Below are 18,109 nucleotides of genomic sequence, written 5' to 3' on the forward strand. Positions count from 1 at the left end.
GCTATTGCTAAATTTCTTGTAAAAACTCTTGATTTTCATTACCGATTGTGAGAAAGTCTGATTTAACATCCATAAAATACTGCAAGTCGATAGACTTATCGTATTTTAGTGGTTTAACTAGAAGTAAGCGGTGGTTTTAGCTGTGCTTTAACCCCGAAAAGCTGCTATCAGACTGATTACAAGTACAGAAGTATAACAGCCAGCCATCTGATGAAGGCATCATACCAGGACTGAATGTCTATATGACTTTCAGGAGAATCATCTTCTATGCAAGTTACCTTCCAGTAGAGTAACCACAGATTTCATCCTAAATCTGGTTAAATTGCCCTGCTTCTCTGGAGTTGGGTGTCTTATGTATGGCTAGTTGTTCTAGCTTTCAGATGCTCATGTATTCACTCATAACTATATTTTTGCCAGTGGAGAACATCTCATGCAAGTAGATCCTAATTCTCATCAAGGTTCCGAGCAAGATACTCAGGCTAATAGCGAAATAGAGAAGCTGAAACAACCCCGTGTAAATAGCAAACGTTTTTTTGGTAGTCACGCCAGCAGACGCTCGTTTCTCGGCCGCGCTGGTTTATTTAGTGCTGCTAGCGTCGTTGCAGGAGTTTTCGGTTCACCTTTCTCCTCAAAGAAAGGAGGAGATGTTGTACAAGCTCAAGATATTAACAGGCGGTATAATCGACCATTCAACTACAACAGTTTTGTTGATAAAGCCTATCGAGTCCGTGTTGAAGCAGCCAGAGTTGAACGAAGTATTCCCATTCCGCCGCATCCCACTAACGGCGATGAGGAGCGTTATGCCAACAAAATCGGCTCTGACAGTAGGGGACTACCACATAATGGGCTTGGCGAAGTTAAGTTGGAAGCTTACAACTCTTTGACCAAAGCACTGACAACCCAAAATCCAAATGATTACGAAAATATCATCTTGGGTGGCGGCAGAAAGTTGGTCAATCCTCAAGGCCCCCTGGCAATTAGTCTAGAAGGAATCAATGCAGCGCAGATAGCAGTGCCACCACCACCGGCTCTAGCTAGTGCAGAACGAGCTGCTGAAGCAGTTGAACTCTACTGGCAAGCTTTACTCCGAGATGTACCTCTTTCCAAGCTCCAAAACAATACTGACAACCCAAAAGTTTTAGCAGCCGTTGAAGACCTCAACAACCTTTCGGCCTTCCGAGGGCCAAAACAAAATGGCCGTGTCACCCCTCAGACTCTATTTCGTGGTAGCGTCAACTACGTCAATCTTTACACTTCAGGTATAACTACAAAATATGTTATTCCACCAGGGGTACTAGATGGCCCTTACATCTCACAATTTTTGTTGCGGACTATTCCTTGGGGAACTCAGTCTGTTTCGCCACTGATTCGTACTGCTCTTCCTGGTAATGATTTTCTACTCGATTTCCAGGAATGGTTGACTATTCAGAATGGAGGTAGTTCTGGGAAGTCTATTAAATACGATCCCAAAAACCGTTATATAGCTACAGTTCGGGATTTAGGTGAGTATGCCCATATTGGCGGCCCTACATACCTTGGAGCCTCTTTGATTCTTGGTAGCATCGGTACACCTTTGAATCCAGGCAATCCCTACGTCAGATCGAATACCCAAGTTGGTTCTAATGCAACCTTTGCAGCAGGACATTTACAAGCTTTGCTTAACTTGGGTAGTTCACGTGTGATTAGAGCGTCATACTGGCAGAAGTATTATTTACACCGCATTCTGCGCCCGGAAGCTTACGGTGGGCTAGTTTACAACAACATTGTCAATAAAACCCAATATCCGATTAATTCTGAGGTCTTTAATTCCAAAGCTTTGGCTCAGACCTTTAGCACTTTTGGCACTTATCTATTGCCCCAAGCATATCCAGAAGGATCACCAACCCATTCCTCGTATACGGGTGGTGCGGCTGCTAATGCTGGCGTTAATGTCACACTATTGAAAGCATTTTTTGATGAAAACTTTGTTATCCCCGATCCAGTAGTGCCCGATCCCAACGATCCCACAAAAGTAATTCCTTATAGTGGCCCACCCCTAACTGTGGGTGGAGAGTTGAATAAACTGGCAACTAACTATGCAATTGGTCGCGGTCACGGTGGTATTCATTGGCGTTCGGATGGTTCAGCTAGTTTGGCTTTGGGAGAAGAGGTTGCTATTAGCCTTCTCAGGGATGAGAGACTGGGTTACAACGAAATATTCAATGGTTTCACCTTCACAAAATTTGACGGTTCAAAAGTCACAGTCTAAACAGATTTTCGGTATTTAGTGATTTCAAAACTTTTGTAGAGACGTGAAATTGCACTGGGCTACGTTAATGTACCGTCATTCTTTCGCGTCTCTATACCAAGATTCATGTATCTAATCAGTAACGCCTGATTTTTATCACAAATGTTAAATTTAATACGTAATAACTTACTTAGAATAGAGAATCAATAATTACTCTGGGTTATGGCGTTAAAAAACAGTACAAGCCCTGTACGCTGGAAATTCTACCCTCTCTAGTGCCAGAGTTAAGCTAGTACGCATCTAAATTGCACATTTTTTCGTTAAAACTGTCATTTATCATTAGTTATTGATAAAAGACAACTGATAAATGACTAATGATAAAGGACGAATTTCACGAATAAATAAGCAATTAAAGTGCGTAACAGCCTAGCAATAATTGCAGTTTGCTCCAGACGCTTAGTATGACAAAGGCATTCCCAAGCATAGCAAGGCGCTTGAAAAGTACAGGAATCAAGTTGTTGAAGATGGGAACCTTCCTAATAACCCGTTTTATTGCAAGCTGGAAACGCTACTTTCTGGGTGACACTGTTGATGTCCGCCCCTCCACGTCTCCTTCCTCTGATGTCCGCCCCACCTTAGCTGGTCCAGTCCTCAGCTTAGGTGGGGGTGGCCCCGATGTTGATGATGCTATTCAGTGGATGATTAACCAAGTTAGGGGAGGTACTAACACCGCTACTAAGGTTAATGTTGTAGTTCTCCGCACGAATGGTAATCACGATTACAATCGGCTAATTTCTGCCATGAAGGGCGTAAACTCTGTGGAAACTCTTCTGATTCGCAATAGACAAGAAGCAAACAAAGTTGAAATTTATGAAAAAGTCAGAAATGCTGATGTGATTTTTTTTGCTGGCGGCGACCAATGCCAGTACATCCGCAATTGGAAAGATACCAAGCTTGAGGCTGCCGTTAAGTCAGTTTACCTTAAGGGAGGCGGTGTTGGTGGCACTAGTGCGGGTGCGATGATCCAAAGTGATTGTGTCTATGATGCTTGCGCTTCTTCAGAAAAAGGCATTGAAACTAGAGACGCTCTTGAAGATCCTTACCGGGATATCACCTTTACCTACAACTTTTTCAATTGGAGTAATTTAAAAGGAACTATCGTAGATACGCACTTCGATAGGCGGGAAAGAATGGGCCGAATTATGGCTTTCATTGCTCGTCAAATTAAGGATGGTGTATCTAGCAGTGTTTTAGGTATAGCGGTTAGCGAAAGTACATCAGTTCTTGTGGATAAAAACGGTTTGGTGAAAGTTATGGGTAGGGGAGCAGCGTACTTTGTACTTGGTAATCACATACCGGAAGTATGCGAACCCCGAACGCCTTTGACCTTTTCTAATTACAAAATTTGGAGAGTTCGCAGTGGCGACACCTTTAACTTAAGAAACAGACCAACCTCTGGGTACTATCTCAGGAGTGTCAAAAGGGGACGAATTGATTCAAATCCATATTGAGGCAGGGAGCAGGGGGCAGAGTGACAAGGGGGAATTCTTGAACAAGTCTCTCTCTTGTCTCCCTTGTCTCTTCTTCATGTTCAATTCCCAATGCCCAATTCTCAATGCCCCTACCAAGGAAGCACGCCATTTTCGTCAAAAAGCCCTCCGCTAAAACCATTTCCTGTAGCGATCGCTCCTTGCTCAACGGTGCGGTATCCTTGGTATTGATTAATGTCAGTTGCTGTGAAACCAGGGTCAGCAGCATTGACTTTAATCAGGGTATCTTTAAGCAAATTTAGTATATATAGTGTGTGTAGTGGCATGGCAAGACTAAAATAATAGTGCATTAAACGTAGGTTGGGTGAAGCGAAGCGCAACCCAACATATATCAGAATGTTGGGTTACGCAAAGCCTCCACCCAACCTACAATTTTTTTGCTGACAACTTTTACTATCTTTAAGCAAGTTTAGTGTATATGTAGTATGTCTCAATACAACATTTAGGATTTAGTAATCCTACAGAAGTAGTGATTGACTGTCGTGTATCTACTAGTAGTGATTCACACCGCAGATAGCGGTTGAGAAAATATTTGCGGCTTACACTAGCAATTGACTCAAAAATCATTGAATCAGATAGATATGCAAACTAAACAACTTGGTAATTCGGAGCTTCACATTACCCCGATTGGCTTTGGTGCTTGGGCAATTGGTGGAGGTGGCTGGGCTTTTGGTTGGGGAGCGCAAGACGATCAAGAATCAATTGAAGCGATCGCTCGCGCTCTCGATCTCGGCGTTAATTGGATTGACACCGCAGCTATCTATGGTCTGGGACATTCTGAAGAAGTTGTTGCTAAGGCGCTCAAAGGTCGATCTAGTCGCCCCTATATTTTCACTAAATGCTCAATGATTTGGGATGAAAAGGGCGAAATTGGTCGTAGTCTGAAAGCGGATTCTGTACGGCGGGAAGTTGAAGCCAGTTTGCGCCGACTTGACATTGAAACCATTGACCTCTATCAAATCCACTGGCCTAACCCTGCTACAGAAATTGAAGAAGGCTGGACGACTCTTGCCAAGCTTAAGGATGAAGGGAAGGTTCGCTACATCGGGGTTTCAAACTTCAATGTCGAACAGTTGAAGCGTATCCAGGAGATTGCACCAGTTACCTCATTACAACCGCCTTATTCATTGGTTAAGCGCGATGTTGAAAACGAGATTCTGCCTTTTTGTAAAGAAAATAACATCGGTGTGATTGTGTATTCACCAATGCAATCTGGCTTGCTTACAGGAAAGATGACATCTGAGCGAGTTGCCAATTTACCAGATGATGATTGGCGTAAGAAGAGTGATGAGTTTAAGGAGCCACGTCTATCTCGTAACCTGAAGTTAGTCGAGGTGTTGCAGCACATTGGTGAGCAACACGATCGCTCCGCCGGAGAGGTAGCGATCGCTTGGACTTTAAACAATCCGGCGGTGACGGCTGCGATCGTTGGCGCACGCAATCCCAAGCAGGTGGAAGGAGTTATCGCTGCTGGAGAATTTCGCCTCAATCAGCAGGAGCTAGATCAAATTGCTGCTTTCCTGCGCGAGAATCCATAGAAGAAGGCTGGCGTAAACTTTGAATAGTAGCGATCGCATGTTTGGCGACAATATCAATTTCCTCTTGGGTATTAAACCGTCCAATACCAAACCGCACTGAGGCATAAGCTAGCTGTTGGGGGTTTCCCAGTGCTGTCAGAACACTGGAGGGTGAAGTATTTGCCGAGGAGCAAGCAGATCCCGAAGAAACCGCCATCACTGGCTGCAATCCTAGCAAAAGTGCGGCTCCATCCACCCCCTCAACACTGATATTCAAGTTTCCCGCCAATCGCTGTTGAGGGTGGCCGTTGAGATGAATTCCTTCAAGTTGGGAAAGCTGTTTCCACAAGCTTTGTCTTAACTGGGTGAGGCGTTGGTTTTCTGTCGCTTGTTCAGCCAAAGCGATTTCTACAGCTTTCCCAAAGCCGACAATTTGCGGTGTATACAATGTCCCAGAACGCATTCCCCGTTCATGTCCGCCGCCGTGTTGCTGGGGAGCTAGTTGCACTCTGGGATCGCGTCTGCGGACGTACAGCGCCCCAATCCCCTTTGGCCCAAATACTTTGTGTGCGGTTAGCGACATCAAATCAATTTTCATCTTTTGCACATCGAGGGGAGTTTTACCAATAGCTTGGGCTGCATCAGTGTGGAAAATGATGTTGTAAGCATGGCATAGTTCCCCAATTTCTGCTAAAGGCTGTAAAACGCCAATTTCGTTATTTGCAGCCATCACCGAAACCAAAATTGTCTCAGGACGGAAAGCTTTGTTTAACTCAGTTAAATCAATCAGTCCATCTTTTTTAACTGGGAGAATAGTGATTTCAAAACCGAGAGTTTTTAAATAATTACAAGGGTCAAGAACTGCATTATGTTCAGTGGCGACAGTAATAATATGCTGACCTTTTTTAAAATAAGCTTCGGCAACACCTTTAATAGCTAAATTATTAGCTTCCGTTGCACCACTTGTAAAAACAATTTCTTCGGGAGTGGCATTAATTGCTGCTGCTAAAATCTCTCGTGTTTCTTTGACAGCAGCTTCTGATTCCCAACCATAAACATGACCAATACTAGATGCGTTGCCAAACTTTTCTGTGAAGTAAGGGATCATTGCCGCTAATACCCGTTCATCTACGGGTGTAGTAGCGTGGCAATCAAGGTATATAGGGCGAATAGACATAATTATTAACTCAAACTTTGACTCAAATTTTTTAATACGCTTAGAACCTGATACAGTTCACTTTTCCGTTTCAAAAGTGTAAATTCATCAGACAACGCATACTTTGGTATATTTTGTTTAGTCAGTTTTATAAAAATGAAATGACTACCATTTGTTACTAATCCAAAAGTAGGTTTGTCTTGATTAGGATTAGCCAACATATAAACAAGTGCTTGAGGTACGGCTTCTAAAAGAGAAAAGCTAGACCTTTTAGATTCAATTACTAACAACCAGAATTGTTCTTGAATAACTAAAACATCAATTCTACCTCTAATGATTTCTCCTTCATCTTCCGCAGAAATTCCTATTGATTCTTCGCCTCTCATATAAAAAGGCTCATCATAAAATCCAGCTAAATTGAGTAAAGGAGATAAAACTACTAATTTCACCGTTTCTTCTGACAAAGGAGGACGCTTGACTAAGCGGAGAAAATGAAGTTTTATTTTGTCTAAATCTTGCTTTTCTAAATCTGTAATTTCCGGTAAATTTTCAAACCATTCCGTGAAGAATACCTCATCTTCGGCTAGCTGTAAACTAAATTTTTCCTCCAAATAGGCAAGCCCAATATTTTGTGCTTGGATAAATTGAACCATAATTTATGCAACTCTACATAATACTATCTAACTAAACAAAACCTAGTTTTGTTTGGCATAACGTTAACAATTCTTGTTCTGAAGAGACTCTTTGACTTGAATCATAAACAACAAAAGACCATTTTTTGGCAAACTTACACGCAAATAGCCATAGTTCCTCACTTATTGAAGTTTTGCTGACATTTATTAAGACTCACTGAGAATTTTACGTGGCTGCTAATTCCTGTAATTTAGTTAAAACTGCCTGAGCATGACCTTTGGCTTTTACGTTCGGCCAAGTATAGGCAATAATTTTATCAGGTGAAATGAGAAAAGTTGAACGAGCAACACCCATATATTCTTTTCCCATAAATTTTTTTAAGCGCCAAGCACCGTAGGCTTCTGTCAAAATATGTTCTGGGTCACTCAAGAGGGTGATTGACAAGTTATGTTTGCTGATAAATTTACAATGGGATTTACCCAAATCTGGACTCACGCCTAAGATTTTCGCTCCCAGTTCGCCGAAGTCTTGATACAACTCGGTAAAATCTTTCGCTTCGGTGGTACAACCGGGTGTGTCATCTTTGGGGTAGAAGTAGAGGATAACCCACTGACTGCTGAGGTCGTCAAGAGTGACTGAATTGCCATTTTGGTCAGGAGTAGAGAAATCTGGCGCTGGTTGTCCGATTTGGGGAATGTTGGTCATGATGGGTGTGAGAGATTGCGATCGTTTTAGAATTGTACATAACGTTGAGCTATTGAGCGATGCCTGTGGCGGGCTACGCCTACGCACCCATTCATAATTTGCTTACAATGTCTAAAGATATGCAACGCGAATTTACCAACCGCGATGAGTTGGTAGCCTATCTCCGCGAACAATTCCCAGATGCGGCACGACGCGATGACCACATCAGCGAAACAGTGGGGGGACGGAAAGCAGCACAAGAAGCGCTGCAAAAAATCGACCCGGTACATTACGCACAAACACGTAATTTTTTCACAGGTGCGGTGACGCGACTTTCGCCCTATATCCGTTATGGCGTTTTGAGTTTGCGAGAAATTCGAGATTATGTCCTTGACCAGGTACAGCAAAAAAACGATGCTACGAAACTAATTAATGAGTTAGGTTGGCGCGACTATTGGCAACGGTTGTATGTGAAGTTAGGGGATGAAATCTGGAAAGACCAGGAAGAGTACAAAACTGGTTATACTGTGGCTGAATATTTACCTGAATTACCGCAAGATATCAGACAAGGAACCACAGGTAGGGTTTGCATCGACAGTTTTAGCCATGATTTAAAAGAAACTGGCTATCTACATAACCACGCACGAATGTGGCTAGCGGCTTACATTGTCCATTGGCGGCGTATTGGTTGGCAAGCAGGAGCTAAGTGGTTTCTTGAACACCTTTTAGATGGTGATCCTGCTAGCAATAATATGTCATGGCAGTGGGTTGCCAGCACCTTTAGTCAGAAACCGTATTTTTTCAATCGTGAGAACTTAGAACGCTACACTGAAGGCATTTATTGCCAGCAATGTCCGCTTTACGGTCATTGTGATTTTGAAGGCAGCTATGAAGAATTAGAACAGCGACTTTTTCCCAAAGGAGAATTTAGTAAACAAGCCAATAGCCAAAGTTGGCAGCGTGATAAAAAAGGGAAGGGAAGCAGGGGGAGTAGGGGAGGACAAGGGGGACAAGCCTGGATTTCTCACAAGTGAGAAATGAGCGTGAGTGTGGGGGGTGTGGGGAGTGTGGGAGTTGTGGGAGGTGTGGGAGGCAATGCAGCGTTCATTGATGTGCAGTTATTCAATTCCTCCTCTTTCTCCCCACACCCCCCACACAATACGTGAGAAATTCGGGACAAGGGGGACAAGGAAGATAATAATAACTCTTGACAAATGACAAATGACAAATGACTAAACCAATTGTTTGGGTGCATGGAGACTGCCTCAGTCCATACAACCCCGGACTACAAAAATACCCCGATGCCCCAGCTATCTGGGTTTGGGATGAGGCTTTGATAGATGAATGGCAACTGAGTCTTAAACGCCTCACGTTTATTTACGAATGCTTGCTAGAGTTACCCGTTGTTATTCGTCGTGGCGATGTGGGACAAGAAATTTTAGCTTTTGCGAAAGAACATGATGCGAATTTAGTCGTCACAGCAAACAGTCCCAGTCCCCGGTTTGATGATATCTGCAATCAAATAGAGGGTTCTATAGCAGTGGAAACGTTAGAGGTCGAACCATTTTTTGACTATGATGGCTATATTGACCTGAAACGGTTCTCGCGCTATTGGAAAGTGGCTCAAAATTATGTTTTTGAATAGCCAAATTAGCGATCGCTTTTTCTAGCAACAGACGCAAGATTTTGCGATCGCAACTCCAACTAGTGAACTACCCCGTCGTAAGACGGACGGGGCTTCCCAATTCATCGGGAATAGCCTCCAGAACTCCGTAATTCTATTGGTCTGACATTCCCTCCAAGGGCAGGAATCCTGGTTCCCAAGACCCAAATCTTTATTCTTGCAACATATACCTATTAGCTTGGTTTTCGCTTATGGCATTGATGGTCAAGACTTCAATATCCTACCAGAAAATTCTGGGGATTCGTCATACACTTGTACTGAGCGTAGTCGAAGTATCTAAAATTTGTTTTTACCAAGTAAAAAATCAATTCCAGATGCAATCCTTATCCCCCGCTCCCTATCCCCAAGAGTATGAGTACATTGAGGGTGGGGACTTCCGCGACACATTAAATTTCCTAACTACCTTCTCGTGCTAAATTATTAAAGCTTGGTGTTGGGAAACTCCGGTGAAATTCCGGGACTGTGCCGCAGCTGTGATGGGATCACCCAAGTCAGAATGCCAACTCTCAAGATGTCACACTCACCGTCTACTCCCTGCGTTGCACGGGGAAGGAGTTCCAAGTTTGCTTTCTGGATTTGCCACTTGTCCTGGCTTGTTTTATGCTACACCCGCCGCCGATGGTATATTATCTCGCATTAGAATACCAGGTGGAATTATTAGTAGTCAGCAGTGCCGTGCGATCGCAGATATAGCAGACCAGCATGGTGGTGGCTATGTTGATGTCACTAATCGAGCTAACCTACAAGTCCGCGAAATTCGCACGGGGATAAATAGTGAGGTTTTGCAGTATCTACAGGATATGGGATTGGGTTCTCGCAATTCTGTTGTAGACCATATCCGTAATATTATGACCAGCCCAACTGCTGGTATTGACCCTCAAGAATTAATCGACACTCGCCCGTTTGTGCAAGATTGGGATAATTATATTGCTGCACATCCGGCGCTTTCGGGACTCTCGGCAAAATTTAGCGTTTGCTTTGATGGTGGTGGAATAATTCGGGTGTGCGATCGCTTGAATGATATCCTATTTGCTGCTGTCTTAGTCGATGCTGATGTTTACTTCCGTCTCTATCTCAGTGTTGGCGCAAAGGGTCAACCGCCTAGCGATACGGGGATTTTGTTAACACCAGAGCAATGTTTACCCGTCTTAGCAGCTTTAACAGAGGTCTATCTAGCTCATACTAATACTACAAGTAAGCGTCGGCTACGTCTCTTAGAGTTATTGAATACTTTGGGTTGTGAAAATTATCTGCAAGAAGTTCAGCAGCGTCTACCTTTTTCTCTTTTATGCAGTGACCTAACCCCCCAACCCACTTCCCTGGTAGGGAAGGCTACGGTGTACACACAAGTTATCGAATTACCCCACCCTAACCCTCCCCTTGGAAAGGGGAGGGAACTAGATTTTCTTTCCCCACTTTCCAAGGGAGGATTAAGGGGGGTAAAACCCGGATCTCAAAGTAACTCCGATTTGTGTGTACACGGTAGGGTAGGGAAGGGGGAGGAATTCTCTAATCTTTTGCAAGGAGAGAGGAAATATCAGCATATTGGCATCCATCCCCAACGTCAGCAAGGCTTATTTTACATTGGTCTGGTGTTACTTCTTGGACGCTTGGAGAGTAAGCAGATGAAAGGTTTGGCAGATTTAGCAGCAAAATATGGTAGCGGCACTCTTCGGTTAACCCCCTGGCAAAATTTGCTGCTAACAGATATTCCTCAGCAATGGGTTGGTGATGTCCAAAGTGAAATTGCTTTCTTAGGATTAGATACCTCAGCAACTAACATCAAGAGTGCATTAATTGCCTGTTCTGGAAACAAAGGTTGTGCCTCTTCTGCCACGGACACTAAAAGTCATGCGTTGGCATTAGCAGAGTATCTTGAAACTCGCGTTACTCTGGATTGCCCAGTTAATATCCATTTTACTGGCTGCGAAAAATCCTGTGCCCAGCATAGCAAGAGTGATATTACTTTGCTCGGTGTCAGCATTGAGGATGGCAATGGAACTGTAGAAGGTTATCACGTTTATGTTGGTGACAGTGAGCATAAATTTGGACGGGAAATATATCAATATGTGACTTTTGCGGAACTACCTGCATTAATAAAGCGGATGCTAGATGTATATCAAATTCAACGCCTAAATTCTGATGAGTCCTTTGGGGAATTTGCTAATCGATATGCAGAAAAATTGTAGACGCAAAGCGGCTTGCCGCAGGCTACCACAGAGGCACAGAGAACACGGAAAAATATAGAGTTTGAGAGGTATTTTGCGTAAATCCTTTAATAAATACTTAGAAACCTGCTTCTCTTCCTCTGTGTTCTCTGCGCCTCTGCGGTTAATTAACAAATCAATCCAAAATCTAAAATCCCAAATCGAATGCCAGACTATATCCGAGATGCCAACGAAATTTACCGCAATTCTTTTGCAATCATCCGGTCAGAAGCAAACCTAGATATGCTGCCGCCAGATGTAGCAAAAGTTGCGGTGCGTCTCATTCATGCCTGTGGAATGACGGATATTGTTACTGACTTGGGATATTCACCAACAGCAGTGCAATCCGCAAGAGCAGCGCTAGCAGCAGGAGCGCCAATTTTATGCGATTGCCGGATGGTTGCTGATGGCGTTACTAGGCGACGTTTGTCTGCAAACAATCAAGTTATCTGTACCCTCAACGAGCCGGAAGTCCCAGAAATGGCCCAGCGTCTGGGTACTACAAGGTCGGCGGCAGCATTGGAATTATGGCGATCGCACCTGGAGGGATCGGTAATTGCAATTGGTAATGCGCCCACAGCACTATTCAGACTCTTAGAAATGCTCGATGAGGGAGCTAAGAAACCTGCGATTATCTTAGGCTTTCCAGTGGGGTTTGTCGGTGCAGCCGAATCGAAAGCGGCGCTGGCAGCAGATAGCAGGAATGTACCATTTTTAACATTACACGGTCGGCGCGGTGGAAGTGCGATCGCAGCCGCCGCAGTTAACGCCCTGGCAACGGAGGAAGAATAATGAGCAAAATCAAAGGTCGTCTCTATGGAATTGGTGTCGGCCCAGGCGATCCCGAATTATTGACTCTGAAAGCATTGCGGCTATTACGTGCGGCTCCTGTGGTAGCTTATCAATCAGCCACAGATAAAGAAAGTGTCGCTAGAGCGATCGTGGCGCAATATCTTCCTGGTAATCAAATCGAGGTGTTATTTCACCTCCCCCGCGCTTTAGAACCAGAAAAGGCCAAGTCTATTTATGACAAGGAAATTCAACCAATCGCCGACCATTTAGCAGCAGGTCGAGATGTGGTAGTGCTATGCGAGGGCGATCCATTTTTCTATGGTTCCTTTATGTACGTTTTCACACGATTATCTGAAGAGTACCCAACAGAAGTTATCCCCGGAGTTTCCTCGCTGATGGCTTGTCCGGTAGCTTTGGGTGTACCTTTCACCTACTACACCGATATTCTCACAGTCTTACCCGCTCCATTGCCAGCAGAAGAACTGACTACACATTTGTTGATGACTGATGCAGCAGCAATTATGAAGCTAGGTCGTCACTTTACTAAAGTACGAGATATTCTGCATAAATTAGGGCTAGCATCACGGGCAAGATATATTGAGCGGGCATCAACATCACAGCAACGCATCATACCCTTGGATGAAGTTGATCCAGATAAAGTACCCTATTTCTCAATGATTGTGATCCCAACTAAGAATCGACTTTGACATCCTCCCCGCCGTAAACGGTCGGGGATTCCTAAGACTCACGACTTAGGTTTCTGCTTCTTTCCCAAAAGGGTTTTTTGCAACTGCCCTTCAACCTTAAGGGTGTCAGGTCTTATGTTCGCTCCACAGACTGAAACTGCGAGTCCCGCAGCCAAAATATTCTTACTAGCGTTGATATCTCTGTCGTGGTGTTTACCGCATTTTGGGCAATCCCACTCTCTGATATTTAGAGGCAGTTTATCAACAATGTGTCCGCAATTCCCACAGCGTTTTGAACTAGGAAACCATCGATCAATCTTGATGAAGTTACGACCATACCAATCGCACTTGTATTCAAGCTGTCTGACCAATTCCGACCAGCTAGCATCACTAATTGAAAGAGCGAGTTTTTTGTTTTTAACCATATTCTTCACAGACAAATCTTCGACTGCGATCAATTGGTTTTCTCGAACCAGTCGGGTTGTCAATTTATGAAGAAAATCATTACGAGCATCACTAATTTCTGCATGAATTTTAGCGACCTTCAGCCTTGCCTTGTGGCGATTGTTAGACCCTTTTTGTTTACGGCTTAATGCTTTTTGCGCTTTACGCAATTTCGCTTTTTTTGCTTTAAAGCCATTGGGATTAGCAATCTTCTCGCCCGTACTCAACGCAACCAAACTGGTGATGCCTAAATCAACACCAACTTGGGTTAAAGATTCAGGTAATGGGCTAATTTCAATATCTACCAACATTGAAACAGTCCATCGTCCAGATGGCGAAAGTTTTACCGTAATCGTTGATGGTTCAACACCTTGCGGTAGCTGCCGACTCCAACAAATGTCTAATGCTGTAGGACTTTTAGCTAGAAATACTTTGCCATCTCTAAACTTAAAAGCAGCACGAGTAAATTCCGCATTGCCACCGTTATGCTTTTTCTTGAAGTTAGGGTATTTAGCCCGCCCTGCAAAGAAGTTACTAAATGCCGTTTGCAGATGTCGTAAGCCTTGCTGTAATGGCACACTACTAACGTCATTAAGAAATTGCAAGTCTTCTTGCTTTTTCCAACTAGTGAGCATTGCTGAAGTTTCAATGTACCCAACTCGTTCTTGATGCTCATACCATGCCTGCGTTCTTGCAGCAAGGGCACGGTTGTAAACTAAACGAGTACATCCCATCGTTTACCTGAGCAAGGTTTCTTGCTCCTGTGTTGGATAGAATCGATACTTGAAAGCTTTTTGTGTCATCCTTACATTTTACCAAGTATTCTGTAAAAAACACAAATAATTAAAGCCGTGCTAGAAGCACGGGGTTTTAAACCCATTTCTCTGATAAACCAAAAATCAATATAGTTGAGTTAAGCATTTCTTCGTTATCTTGCTTTTTTATTTTAGCGATCGGATTTGCTGGATTTGGATAAATTTATAATACGTACAAAACTGATAAATACAAGACGCGATGAATCGCGTCTCTACAAGGGGGATCAAAAAAACGATTGCATTCCCATTCTGCAAACTATATTCATTGGCGTAAATGCCAAGCATCATTCACAATGCAATGATGCCAATTGATTGGCGATGATTTAGACTTTACCATAAATACTTCAAAAAAAATTGATGGCTCCTAATAGCACTTTTACTCCTGATGCGATCGCTGCTGGCTTTCATGCCCTATCCGATCCCCTAAGAATTCAGGTCTTAGAACTCCTACGCTCTCAAGAACTATGCGTGTGCGACCTATGCGACCACCTGGGAACCACTCAGTCTAAACTGTCTTTTCACCTCAAAACCCTGAAAGAAGCGGGTTTGGTTCGCGCTCGTCAAGAAGGGCGCTGGATTTACTACAGCCTCAATCTGCCACAATTTGTTGCTTTAGAGCAGTATCTAGCAGAATTCCGCCGTTTTAGCCCAATATTGCCGACTCGTCCCCCCTGCGAAACTTAAATATTCATCAATTTTTTTTGTAATATTTTGTTTAATTTTACTTTTATAGGCATTGACAAATCAATTTTTTTTGAAATGATGGGTATATACTCTTGATATAACTCACCAAATTTTAGATTTTCAATTTTGGATGTTGGATTGAATAATCTGAAATTCCTGCTCTAAGCTCCTGCATTCATGTATGGGGTTAATTGTAATGAACAAAAAAACTGCAAAACGCCTCTCTTTTATTGACCGCTTTCTAACCTTATGGATTTTTTTAGCAATGGCCATCGGTGTTGGCTTAGGCTATTTCTTTCCTGGAGTAGAAGCGTTTATCAACCAGTTCCAGGTGGGAGCAACTAATATACCAATTGCCATCGGGTTAATTCTGATGATGTACCCGCCCCTAGCCAAGGTGCGATACGAAGAGTTAGGGGATGTATTTCGCAACGGAAAAATTCTTGGTGTTTCACTAATTCAGAATTGGATCATTGGGCCAATTTTGATGTTTGCTCTGGCGGCTATTTTCTTACACGGTTATCCAGAATATATGACGGGATTAATTCTGATTGGATTAGCCCGTTGTATTGCAATGGTAGTTGTCTGGAGTGACTTGGCACGAGGCAATACAGAATACACGGCTGGATTGGTTGCCTTCAACAGCATCTTTCAAGTTATCTTTTATAGTCCTTATGCCTGGCTTTTTATCACTGTATTACCGCCACTATTTGGGTTACAAGGTAGTGTTGTGAATGTCAGCATTGCCGAGATTGCTGAAAGTGTATTTATCTATCTTGGCATTCCCTTTTTAGCTGGATTTTTCACTCGTTTCTTCTTAGTAAAGGTGAAAAGTAAGCAGTGGTATCATGAGGAATTTATGCCTAAAATCAGCCCGATCACGCTGATTGCTCTGTTATTTACAATCGTTGTTATGTTCAGCTTGAAAGGGAATTTGATTGTTCAGATCCCCTTAGATGTAGTGAAGATTGCAATTCCGTTGATCGTCTACTTCATCATCATGTTTCTGGTCAGCTTTTACATGGCTTGGCGCGTTAAGACGGACTATTCTAGAGCCGCAAGTGTCGCCTTTACATCAGCAGGAAATAATTTTGAACTTGCGATCGCAGTTGCGATCGCAGTGTTTGGGATTAATTCGGGTGTTGCTTTTGCCGCCGTCGTCGGGCCTCTTGTCGAAGTGCCTGTATTGATTGGTCTGGTGAATGTGGCTTTTTGGTTTGAAAAACGTTATTTTTCGCCATCTGAATCGAGAACCTTTTAAATTTAGTCAAATTATTCGGAGGAGTTGAACGATGAAACGTGTAATGTTCGTCTGCAAAAAGAATTCTGCGCGTTCTCAAATGGCGGAAGGCTTTGCTAAAACCCTTGGTAAGGGAAAAATTGAAGTGATTAGTTCTGGGTTAGAAGCAAGTCAAGTCAGACCAGAAGCGATTGCCACCATGAAAGAAATTGGTATCGACATTACCGATCAACACTCCAAACCCCTCAGTGATTTTCAAGCACAAGACTTTGATGTAGTGATTTCTTTGTGTGGCTGTGGCGTGAATTTGCCGCCAGAGTGGGTTATGCAGGAAGTATTTGAAGATTGGCAGTTAGACGATCCAGCAGAACAACCGGAAATTTTTCCTAGAGTCCGCGATGAGATTAAAGAACGGGTGAGTCAATTGATTGAGTCTGTGAATAAAGTTTATTGACAATCAAAAAAGTATTGGTAACGCTGTTGTAGTTCATTACAGCAGTGGGAAGCATCGAATGGGAATGATACTGGCTCGTCTTATAACGGTTATCTGTTGAGTGCAATACAGACCTAACCCCCAGCCCCTTCCCTTGCAGGAAAGGGGAGTAAGATTCAAAGCCTCTCTCCTTTTAGGAGAGAGGTCAAACTGTATTGCTTCCATTCGGGAACCGCTATATAACGACGCAATTCAGAAAATCCACCACGCAAATCCTGATGTTGAATTGCGAGAAGCCCAAAGCACATTTTTGCAAGACTTGGAGGAGAATAAGCAATTACCATGACGACATTTGACCATCCGCCCAGAATTTTGTTTTTGTATGGCTCCTTGCGTGAGCGTTCCTATAGCCGTCTTTTAGCAGAAGAAGCAGCACGCATCATTGAAGAATTTGGGGCAGAAGTGAAGTTTTTCGATCCACGCGAACTGCCAATCTACGGCAGCGTACCTGACACCCACCCAAAGGTGCAGGAGTTACGTGAATTAAGCCTGTGGTCAGAAGGGCAGGTATGGTCTAGCCCAGAACTGCACGGTCAGATTTCTGGCATAATGAAAAATCAAATCGACTGGATTCCGCTTACTATCGGAGCCGTTCGCCCGACTCAAGGGAGAACTTTGGCTGTCATGCAAGTGAGTGGCGGATCGCAGTCTTTTAACGCTGTCAACACATTAAGAATTCTTGGGCGCTGGATGCGGATGTTCACGATCCCCAATCAATCCTCAGTGGCTAAAGCATATCAAGAGTTTAATGAAGACGGCACAATGAAAGATTCACCCTACCGCGATCGCATTGTCGATGTCATGGAAGAACTTTACAAGTTTTCCTTGCTATTGCGCGACAAAGTTGATTACCTGACAGACCGCTATAGTGAACGTAAAGAAAAAGCTGCCAAAGAGACAATCAAGATAGCTTCTCAATCTCTTGAAATTAACTCTAAAATAAATTAATTATTGGACATCTAAAAAAAGATAACCTCCTGGCAGATTGAACCAGGAGATGTGAACTACCCCGCCGTAAGACGGACGGGGCTTCCCAATTCATCGGGAATAGCCATCAATTACTTCGTAGTTTTTTTGGTCTTACATTCCCTCCAAGGGCAGGAGTCCTGGTTCCCAAGACCCAAATCTTTCTCTTGCAACATATACCTGTTAGCTTGGTTTTCGCTTATGGCATTGATGGTCAAGACAATTTTTAGTTTACCTGAAAATTTTGGGGATTCGTCATACATCTGGAATTTGTTTTTACTTATGTTTTAAATCAATCCCAGATGCAATCCTCATCCCCCGCTCCTTATCC

At 43.3% G+C, this 18,109-nt stretch carries 17 protein-coding genes, 1 pseudogene and 1 riboswitch; of the genes and pseudogenes, 12 read left to right on the forward strand and 6 right to left on the reverse strand.

The genetic code is table 11. The features are described from left to right. The first annotated feature begins 430 nt into the window (after positions 1-430). Complete coding sequence (locus ACFFRD_RS23365; protein WP_392477745.1) at positions 431-2,248, forward strand: vanadium-dependent haloperoxidase; 1,818 nt, start codon at positions 431-433, stop codon at positions 2,246-2,248. A gap of 440 nt (positions 2,249-2,688) precedes the next feature. Then, the gene (locus tag ACFFRD_RS23370) at positions 2,689-3,738 is read left to right on the forward strand and encodes a cyanophycinase (RefSeq protein ID WP_175586902.1); all 1,050 of its coding nucleotides are present in this window, start codon (positions 2,689-2,691) and stop codon (positions 3,736-3,738) included. A gap of 110 nt (positions 3,739-3,848) precedes the next feature. On the opposite strand, the gene ACFFRD_RS23375 is transcribed toward ACFFRD_RS23370, so the two are convergent. Further along, on the reverse strand, positions 3,849-4,043 hold the full coding sequence (locus ACFFRD_RS23375) for a hypothetical protein (protein ID WP_392477747.1): 195 nt from the start codon (positions 4,041-4,043) through the stop codon (positions 3,849-3,851). 315 nt (positions 4,044-4,358) lie between these two features. Between ACFFRD_RS23375 and ACFFRD_RS23380 the strand changes: the two genes are divergently transcribed. Next, entirely contained in the window at positions 4,359-5,315 is a 957-nt protein-coding gene (locus ACFFRD_RS23380) for an aldo/keto reductase (protein WP_392477748.1), read from the forward strand. Here ACFFRD_RS23380 and ACFFRD_RS23385 read toward each other — a convergent pair. The 3 genes from ACFFRD_RS23385 to bcp all read right to left on the reverse strand — a co-directional run bounded on the left by ACFFRD_RS23385 (position 5,263) and on the right by bcp (position 7,788). Then, positions 5,263-6,471, reverse strand: a complete 1,209-nt coding sequence (locus tag ACFFRD_RS23385; protein WP_392477750.1) for a cysteine desulfurase family protein — start codon at positions 6,469-6,471, stop codon at positions 5,263-5,265. The genes ACFFRD_RS23380 and ACFFRD_RS23385 overlap by 53 nt on opposite strands. Positions 6,472-6,476: 5 nt before the next feature. Next, positions 6,477-7,103, reverse strand: coding sequence for a restriction endonuclease subunit R (locus ACFFRD_RS23390; RefSeq protein WP_392477751.1), 627 nt, complete (start codon positions 7,101-7,103; stop codon positions 6,477-6,479). 205 nt (positions 7,104-7,308) lie between these two features. Continuing rightward, entirely contained in the window at positions 7,309-7,788 is a 480-nt protein-coding gene (gene bcp, locus ACFFRD_RS23395) for a thioredoxin-dependent thiol peroxidase (RefSeq protein WP_179071620.1), read from the reverse strand. A 107-nt stretch (positions 7,789-7,895) separates the two neighbouring features. Between bcp and ACFFRD_RS23400 the strand changes: the two genes are divergently transcribed. The 5 genes from ACFFRD_RS23400 to ACFFRD_RS23420 all read left to right on the forward strand — a co-directional run bounded on the left by ACFFRD_RS23400 (position 7,896) and on the right by ACFFRD_RS23420 (position 13,157). Further along, positions 7,896-8,801, forward strand: coding sequence for an FAD-binding domain-containing protein (locus tag ACFFRD_RS23400; RefSeq protein ID WP_392483152.1), 906 nt, complete (start codon positions 7,896-7,898; stop codon positions 8,799-8,801). 194 nt (positions 8,802-8,995) lie between these two features. Further along, positions 8,996-9,412, forward strand: coding sequence for a hypothetical protein (locus tag ACFFRD_RS23405; RefSeq protein ID WP_392477754.1), 417 nt, complete (start codon positions 8,996-8,998; stop codon positions 9,410-9,412). 450 nt (positions 9,413-9,862) lie between these two features. Continuing rightward, positions 9,863-9,970: riboswitch (cobalamin riboswitch) on the forward strand. Next, entirely contained in the window at positions 9,928-11,640 is a 1,713-nt protein-coding gene (gene cobG / locus ACFFRD_RS23410) for a precorrin-3B synthase (RefSeq protein WP_392477755.1), read from the forward strand. It overlaps the preceding riboswitch by 43 nt. A 183-nt stretch (positions 11,641-11,823) precedes the next feature. Continuing rightward, positions 11,824-12,450 carry a precorrin-8X methylmutase gene (locus ACFFRD_RS23415; RefSeq protein WP_179071623.1) on the forward strand — a complete coding sequence of 209 codons (627 nt, stop codon included), beginning with the start codon at positions 11,824-11,826 and terminating at the stop codon, positions 12,448-12,450. Beyond that, positions 12,450-13,157, forward strand: coding sequence for a precorrin-2 C(20)-methyltransferase (locus ACFFRD_RS23420; RefSeq protein WP_114084811.1), 708 nt, complete (start codon positions 12,450-12,452; stop codon positions 13,155-13,157). Before ACFFRD_RS23415 ends, ACFFRD_RS23420 begins: the two co-directional genes overlap by 1 nt. Before the next feature lie 38 nt (positions 13,158-13,195). Here the strand turns inward: ACFFRD_RS23420 and ACFFRD_RS23425 are convergent, their stop codons facing one another. Together ACFFRD_RS23425 and ACFFRD_RS23430 are read right to left on the reverse strand one after the other, a co-directional pair. After that, positions 13,196-14,314: an RNA-guided endonuclease InsQ/TnpB family protein gene (locus ACFFRD_RS23425; RefSeq protein ID WP_392483153.1), complete on the reverse strand. Its 1,119-nt coding sequence runs from the start codon at positions 14,312-14,314 to the stop codon at positions 13,196-13,198. Next, positions 14,306-14,383: pseudogene (locus ACFFRD_RS23430) on the reverse strand (helix-turn-helix domain-containing protein); the annotation flags it as partial. The pseudogene ACFFRD_RS23430 and the gene ACFFRD_RS23425, both read right to left, overlap by 9 nt. A gap of 369 nt (positions 14,384-14,752) precedes the next feature. Here ACFFRD_RS23430 and ACFFRD_RS23435 point away from each other — a divergent pair. The 4 genes from ACFFRD_RS23435 (at position 14,753) to arsH (ending at position 17,760) form a co-directional block, all read left to right on the forward strand. Then, entirely contained in the window at positions 14,753-15,079 is a 327-nt protein-coding gene (locus tag ACFFRD_RS23435) for an ArsR/SmtB family transcription factor (RefSeq protein WP_392477758.1), read from the forward strand. Between the two features lie 196 nt (positions 15,080-15,275). After that, a complete protein-coding gene (arsB, locus tag ACFFRD_RS23440) occupies positions 15,276-16,340 on the forward strand; it encodes an ACR3 family arsenite efflux transporter (protein ID WP_392477760.1) in 1,065 nt (354 codons plus the stop codon). A 31-nt stretch (positions 16,341-16,371) separates the two neighbouring features. Next, positions 16,372-16,773: an arsenate reductase, glutathione/glutaredoxin type gene (gene arsC / locus ACFFRD_RS23445; protein ID WP_392477762.1), complete on the forward strand. Its 402-nt coding sequence runs from the start codon at positions 16,372-16,374 to the stop codon at positions 16,771-16,773. Between the two features lie 321 nt (positions 16,774-17,094). Further along, entirely contained in the window at positions 17,095-17,760 is a 666-nt protein-coding gene (gene arsH / locus ACFFRD_RS23450; RefSeq protein ID WP_392477764.1) for an arsenical resistance protein ArsH, read from the forward strand. Positions 17,761-18,109: the final 349 nt, after the last annotated feature.

Source organism: Nostoc sp. C110 (assembly GCF_043099725.1).
Classification (GTDB): domain Bacteria; phylum Cyanobacteriota; class Cyanobacteriia; order Cyanobacteriales; family Nostocaceae; genus Nostoc; species Nostoc muscorum_A.

Excerpts from the sequence above, each read along its gene's own strand:
- arsB (WP_392477760.1), top strand. The coding sequence starts at position 15,276 with ATGAACAAAAAAACTGCAAAACGCCTCTCTTTTATTGACCGCTTTCTA.
- ACFFRD_RS23415 (WP_179071623.1), top strand. The coding sequence starts at position 11,824 with ATGCCAGACTATATCCGAGATGCCAACGAAATTTACCGCAATTCTTTT.
- cobG (WP_392477755.1), top strand. The coding sequence starts at position 9,928 with ATGGGATCACCCAAGTCAGAATGCCAACTCTCAAGATGTCACACTCAC.
- arsC (WP_392477762.1), top strand. The coding sequence starts at position 16,372 with ATGAAACGTGTAATGTTCGTCTGCAAAAAGAATTCTGCGCGTTCTCAA.
- ACFFRD_RS23435 (WP_392477758.1), top strand. The coding sequence starts at position 14,753 with ATGGCTCCTAATAGCACTTTTACTCCTGATGCGATCGCTGCTGGCTTT.
- ACFFRD_RS23400 (WP_392483152.1), top strand. The coding sequence starts at position 7,896 with ATGTCTAAAGATATGCAACGCGAATTTACCAACCGCGATGAGTTGGTA.
- ACFFRD_RS23425 (WP_392483153.1), bottom strand. The coding sequence starts at position 14,314 with ATGGGATGTACTCGTTTAGTTTACAACCGTGCCCTTGCTGCAAGAACG.
- ACFFRD_RS23405 (WP_392477754.1), top strand. The coding sequence starts at position 8,996 with ATGACTAAACCAATTGTTTGGGTGCATGGAGACTGCCTCAGTCCATAC.
- bcp (WP_179071620.1), bottom strand. The coding sequence starts at position 7,788 with ATGACCAACATTCCCCAAATCGGACAACCAGCGCCAGATTTCTCTACT.
- ACFFRD_RS23380 (WP_392477748.1), top strand. The coding sequence starts at position 4,359 with ATGCAAACTAAACAACTTGGTAATTCGGAGCTTCACATTACCCCGATT.
- ACFFRD_RS23365 (WP_392477745.1), top strand. The coding sequence starts at position 431 with ATGCAAGTAGATCCTAATTCTCATCAAGGTTCCGAGCAAGATACTCAG.
- ACFFRD_RS23370 (WP_175586902.1), top strand. The coding sequence starts at position 2,689 with ATGACAAAGGCATTCCCAAGCATAGCAAGGCGCTTGAAAAGTACAGGA.
- ACFFRD_RS23375 (WP_392477747.1), bottom strand. The coding sequence starts at position 4,043 with ATGCCACTACACACACTATATATACTAAATTTGCTTAAAGATACCCTG.
- ACFFRD_RS23390 (WP_392477751.1), bottom strand. The coding sequence starts at position 7,103 with ATGGTTCAATTTATCCAAGCACAAAATATTGGGCTTGCCTATTTGGAG.
- arsH (WP_392477764.1), top strand. The coding sequence starts at position 17,095 with ATGACGACATTTGACCATCCGCCCAGAATTTTGTTTTTGTATGGCTCC.
- ACFFRD_RS23420 (WP_114084811.1), top strand. The coding sequence starts at position 12,450 with ATGAGCAAAATCAAAGGTCGTCTCTATGGAATTGGTGTCGGCCCAGGC.
- ACFFRD_RS23385 (WP_392477750.1), bottom strand. The coding sequence starts at position 6,471 with ATGTCTATTCGCCCTATATACCTTGATTGCCACGCTACTACACCCGTA.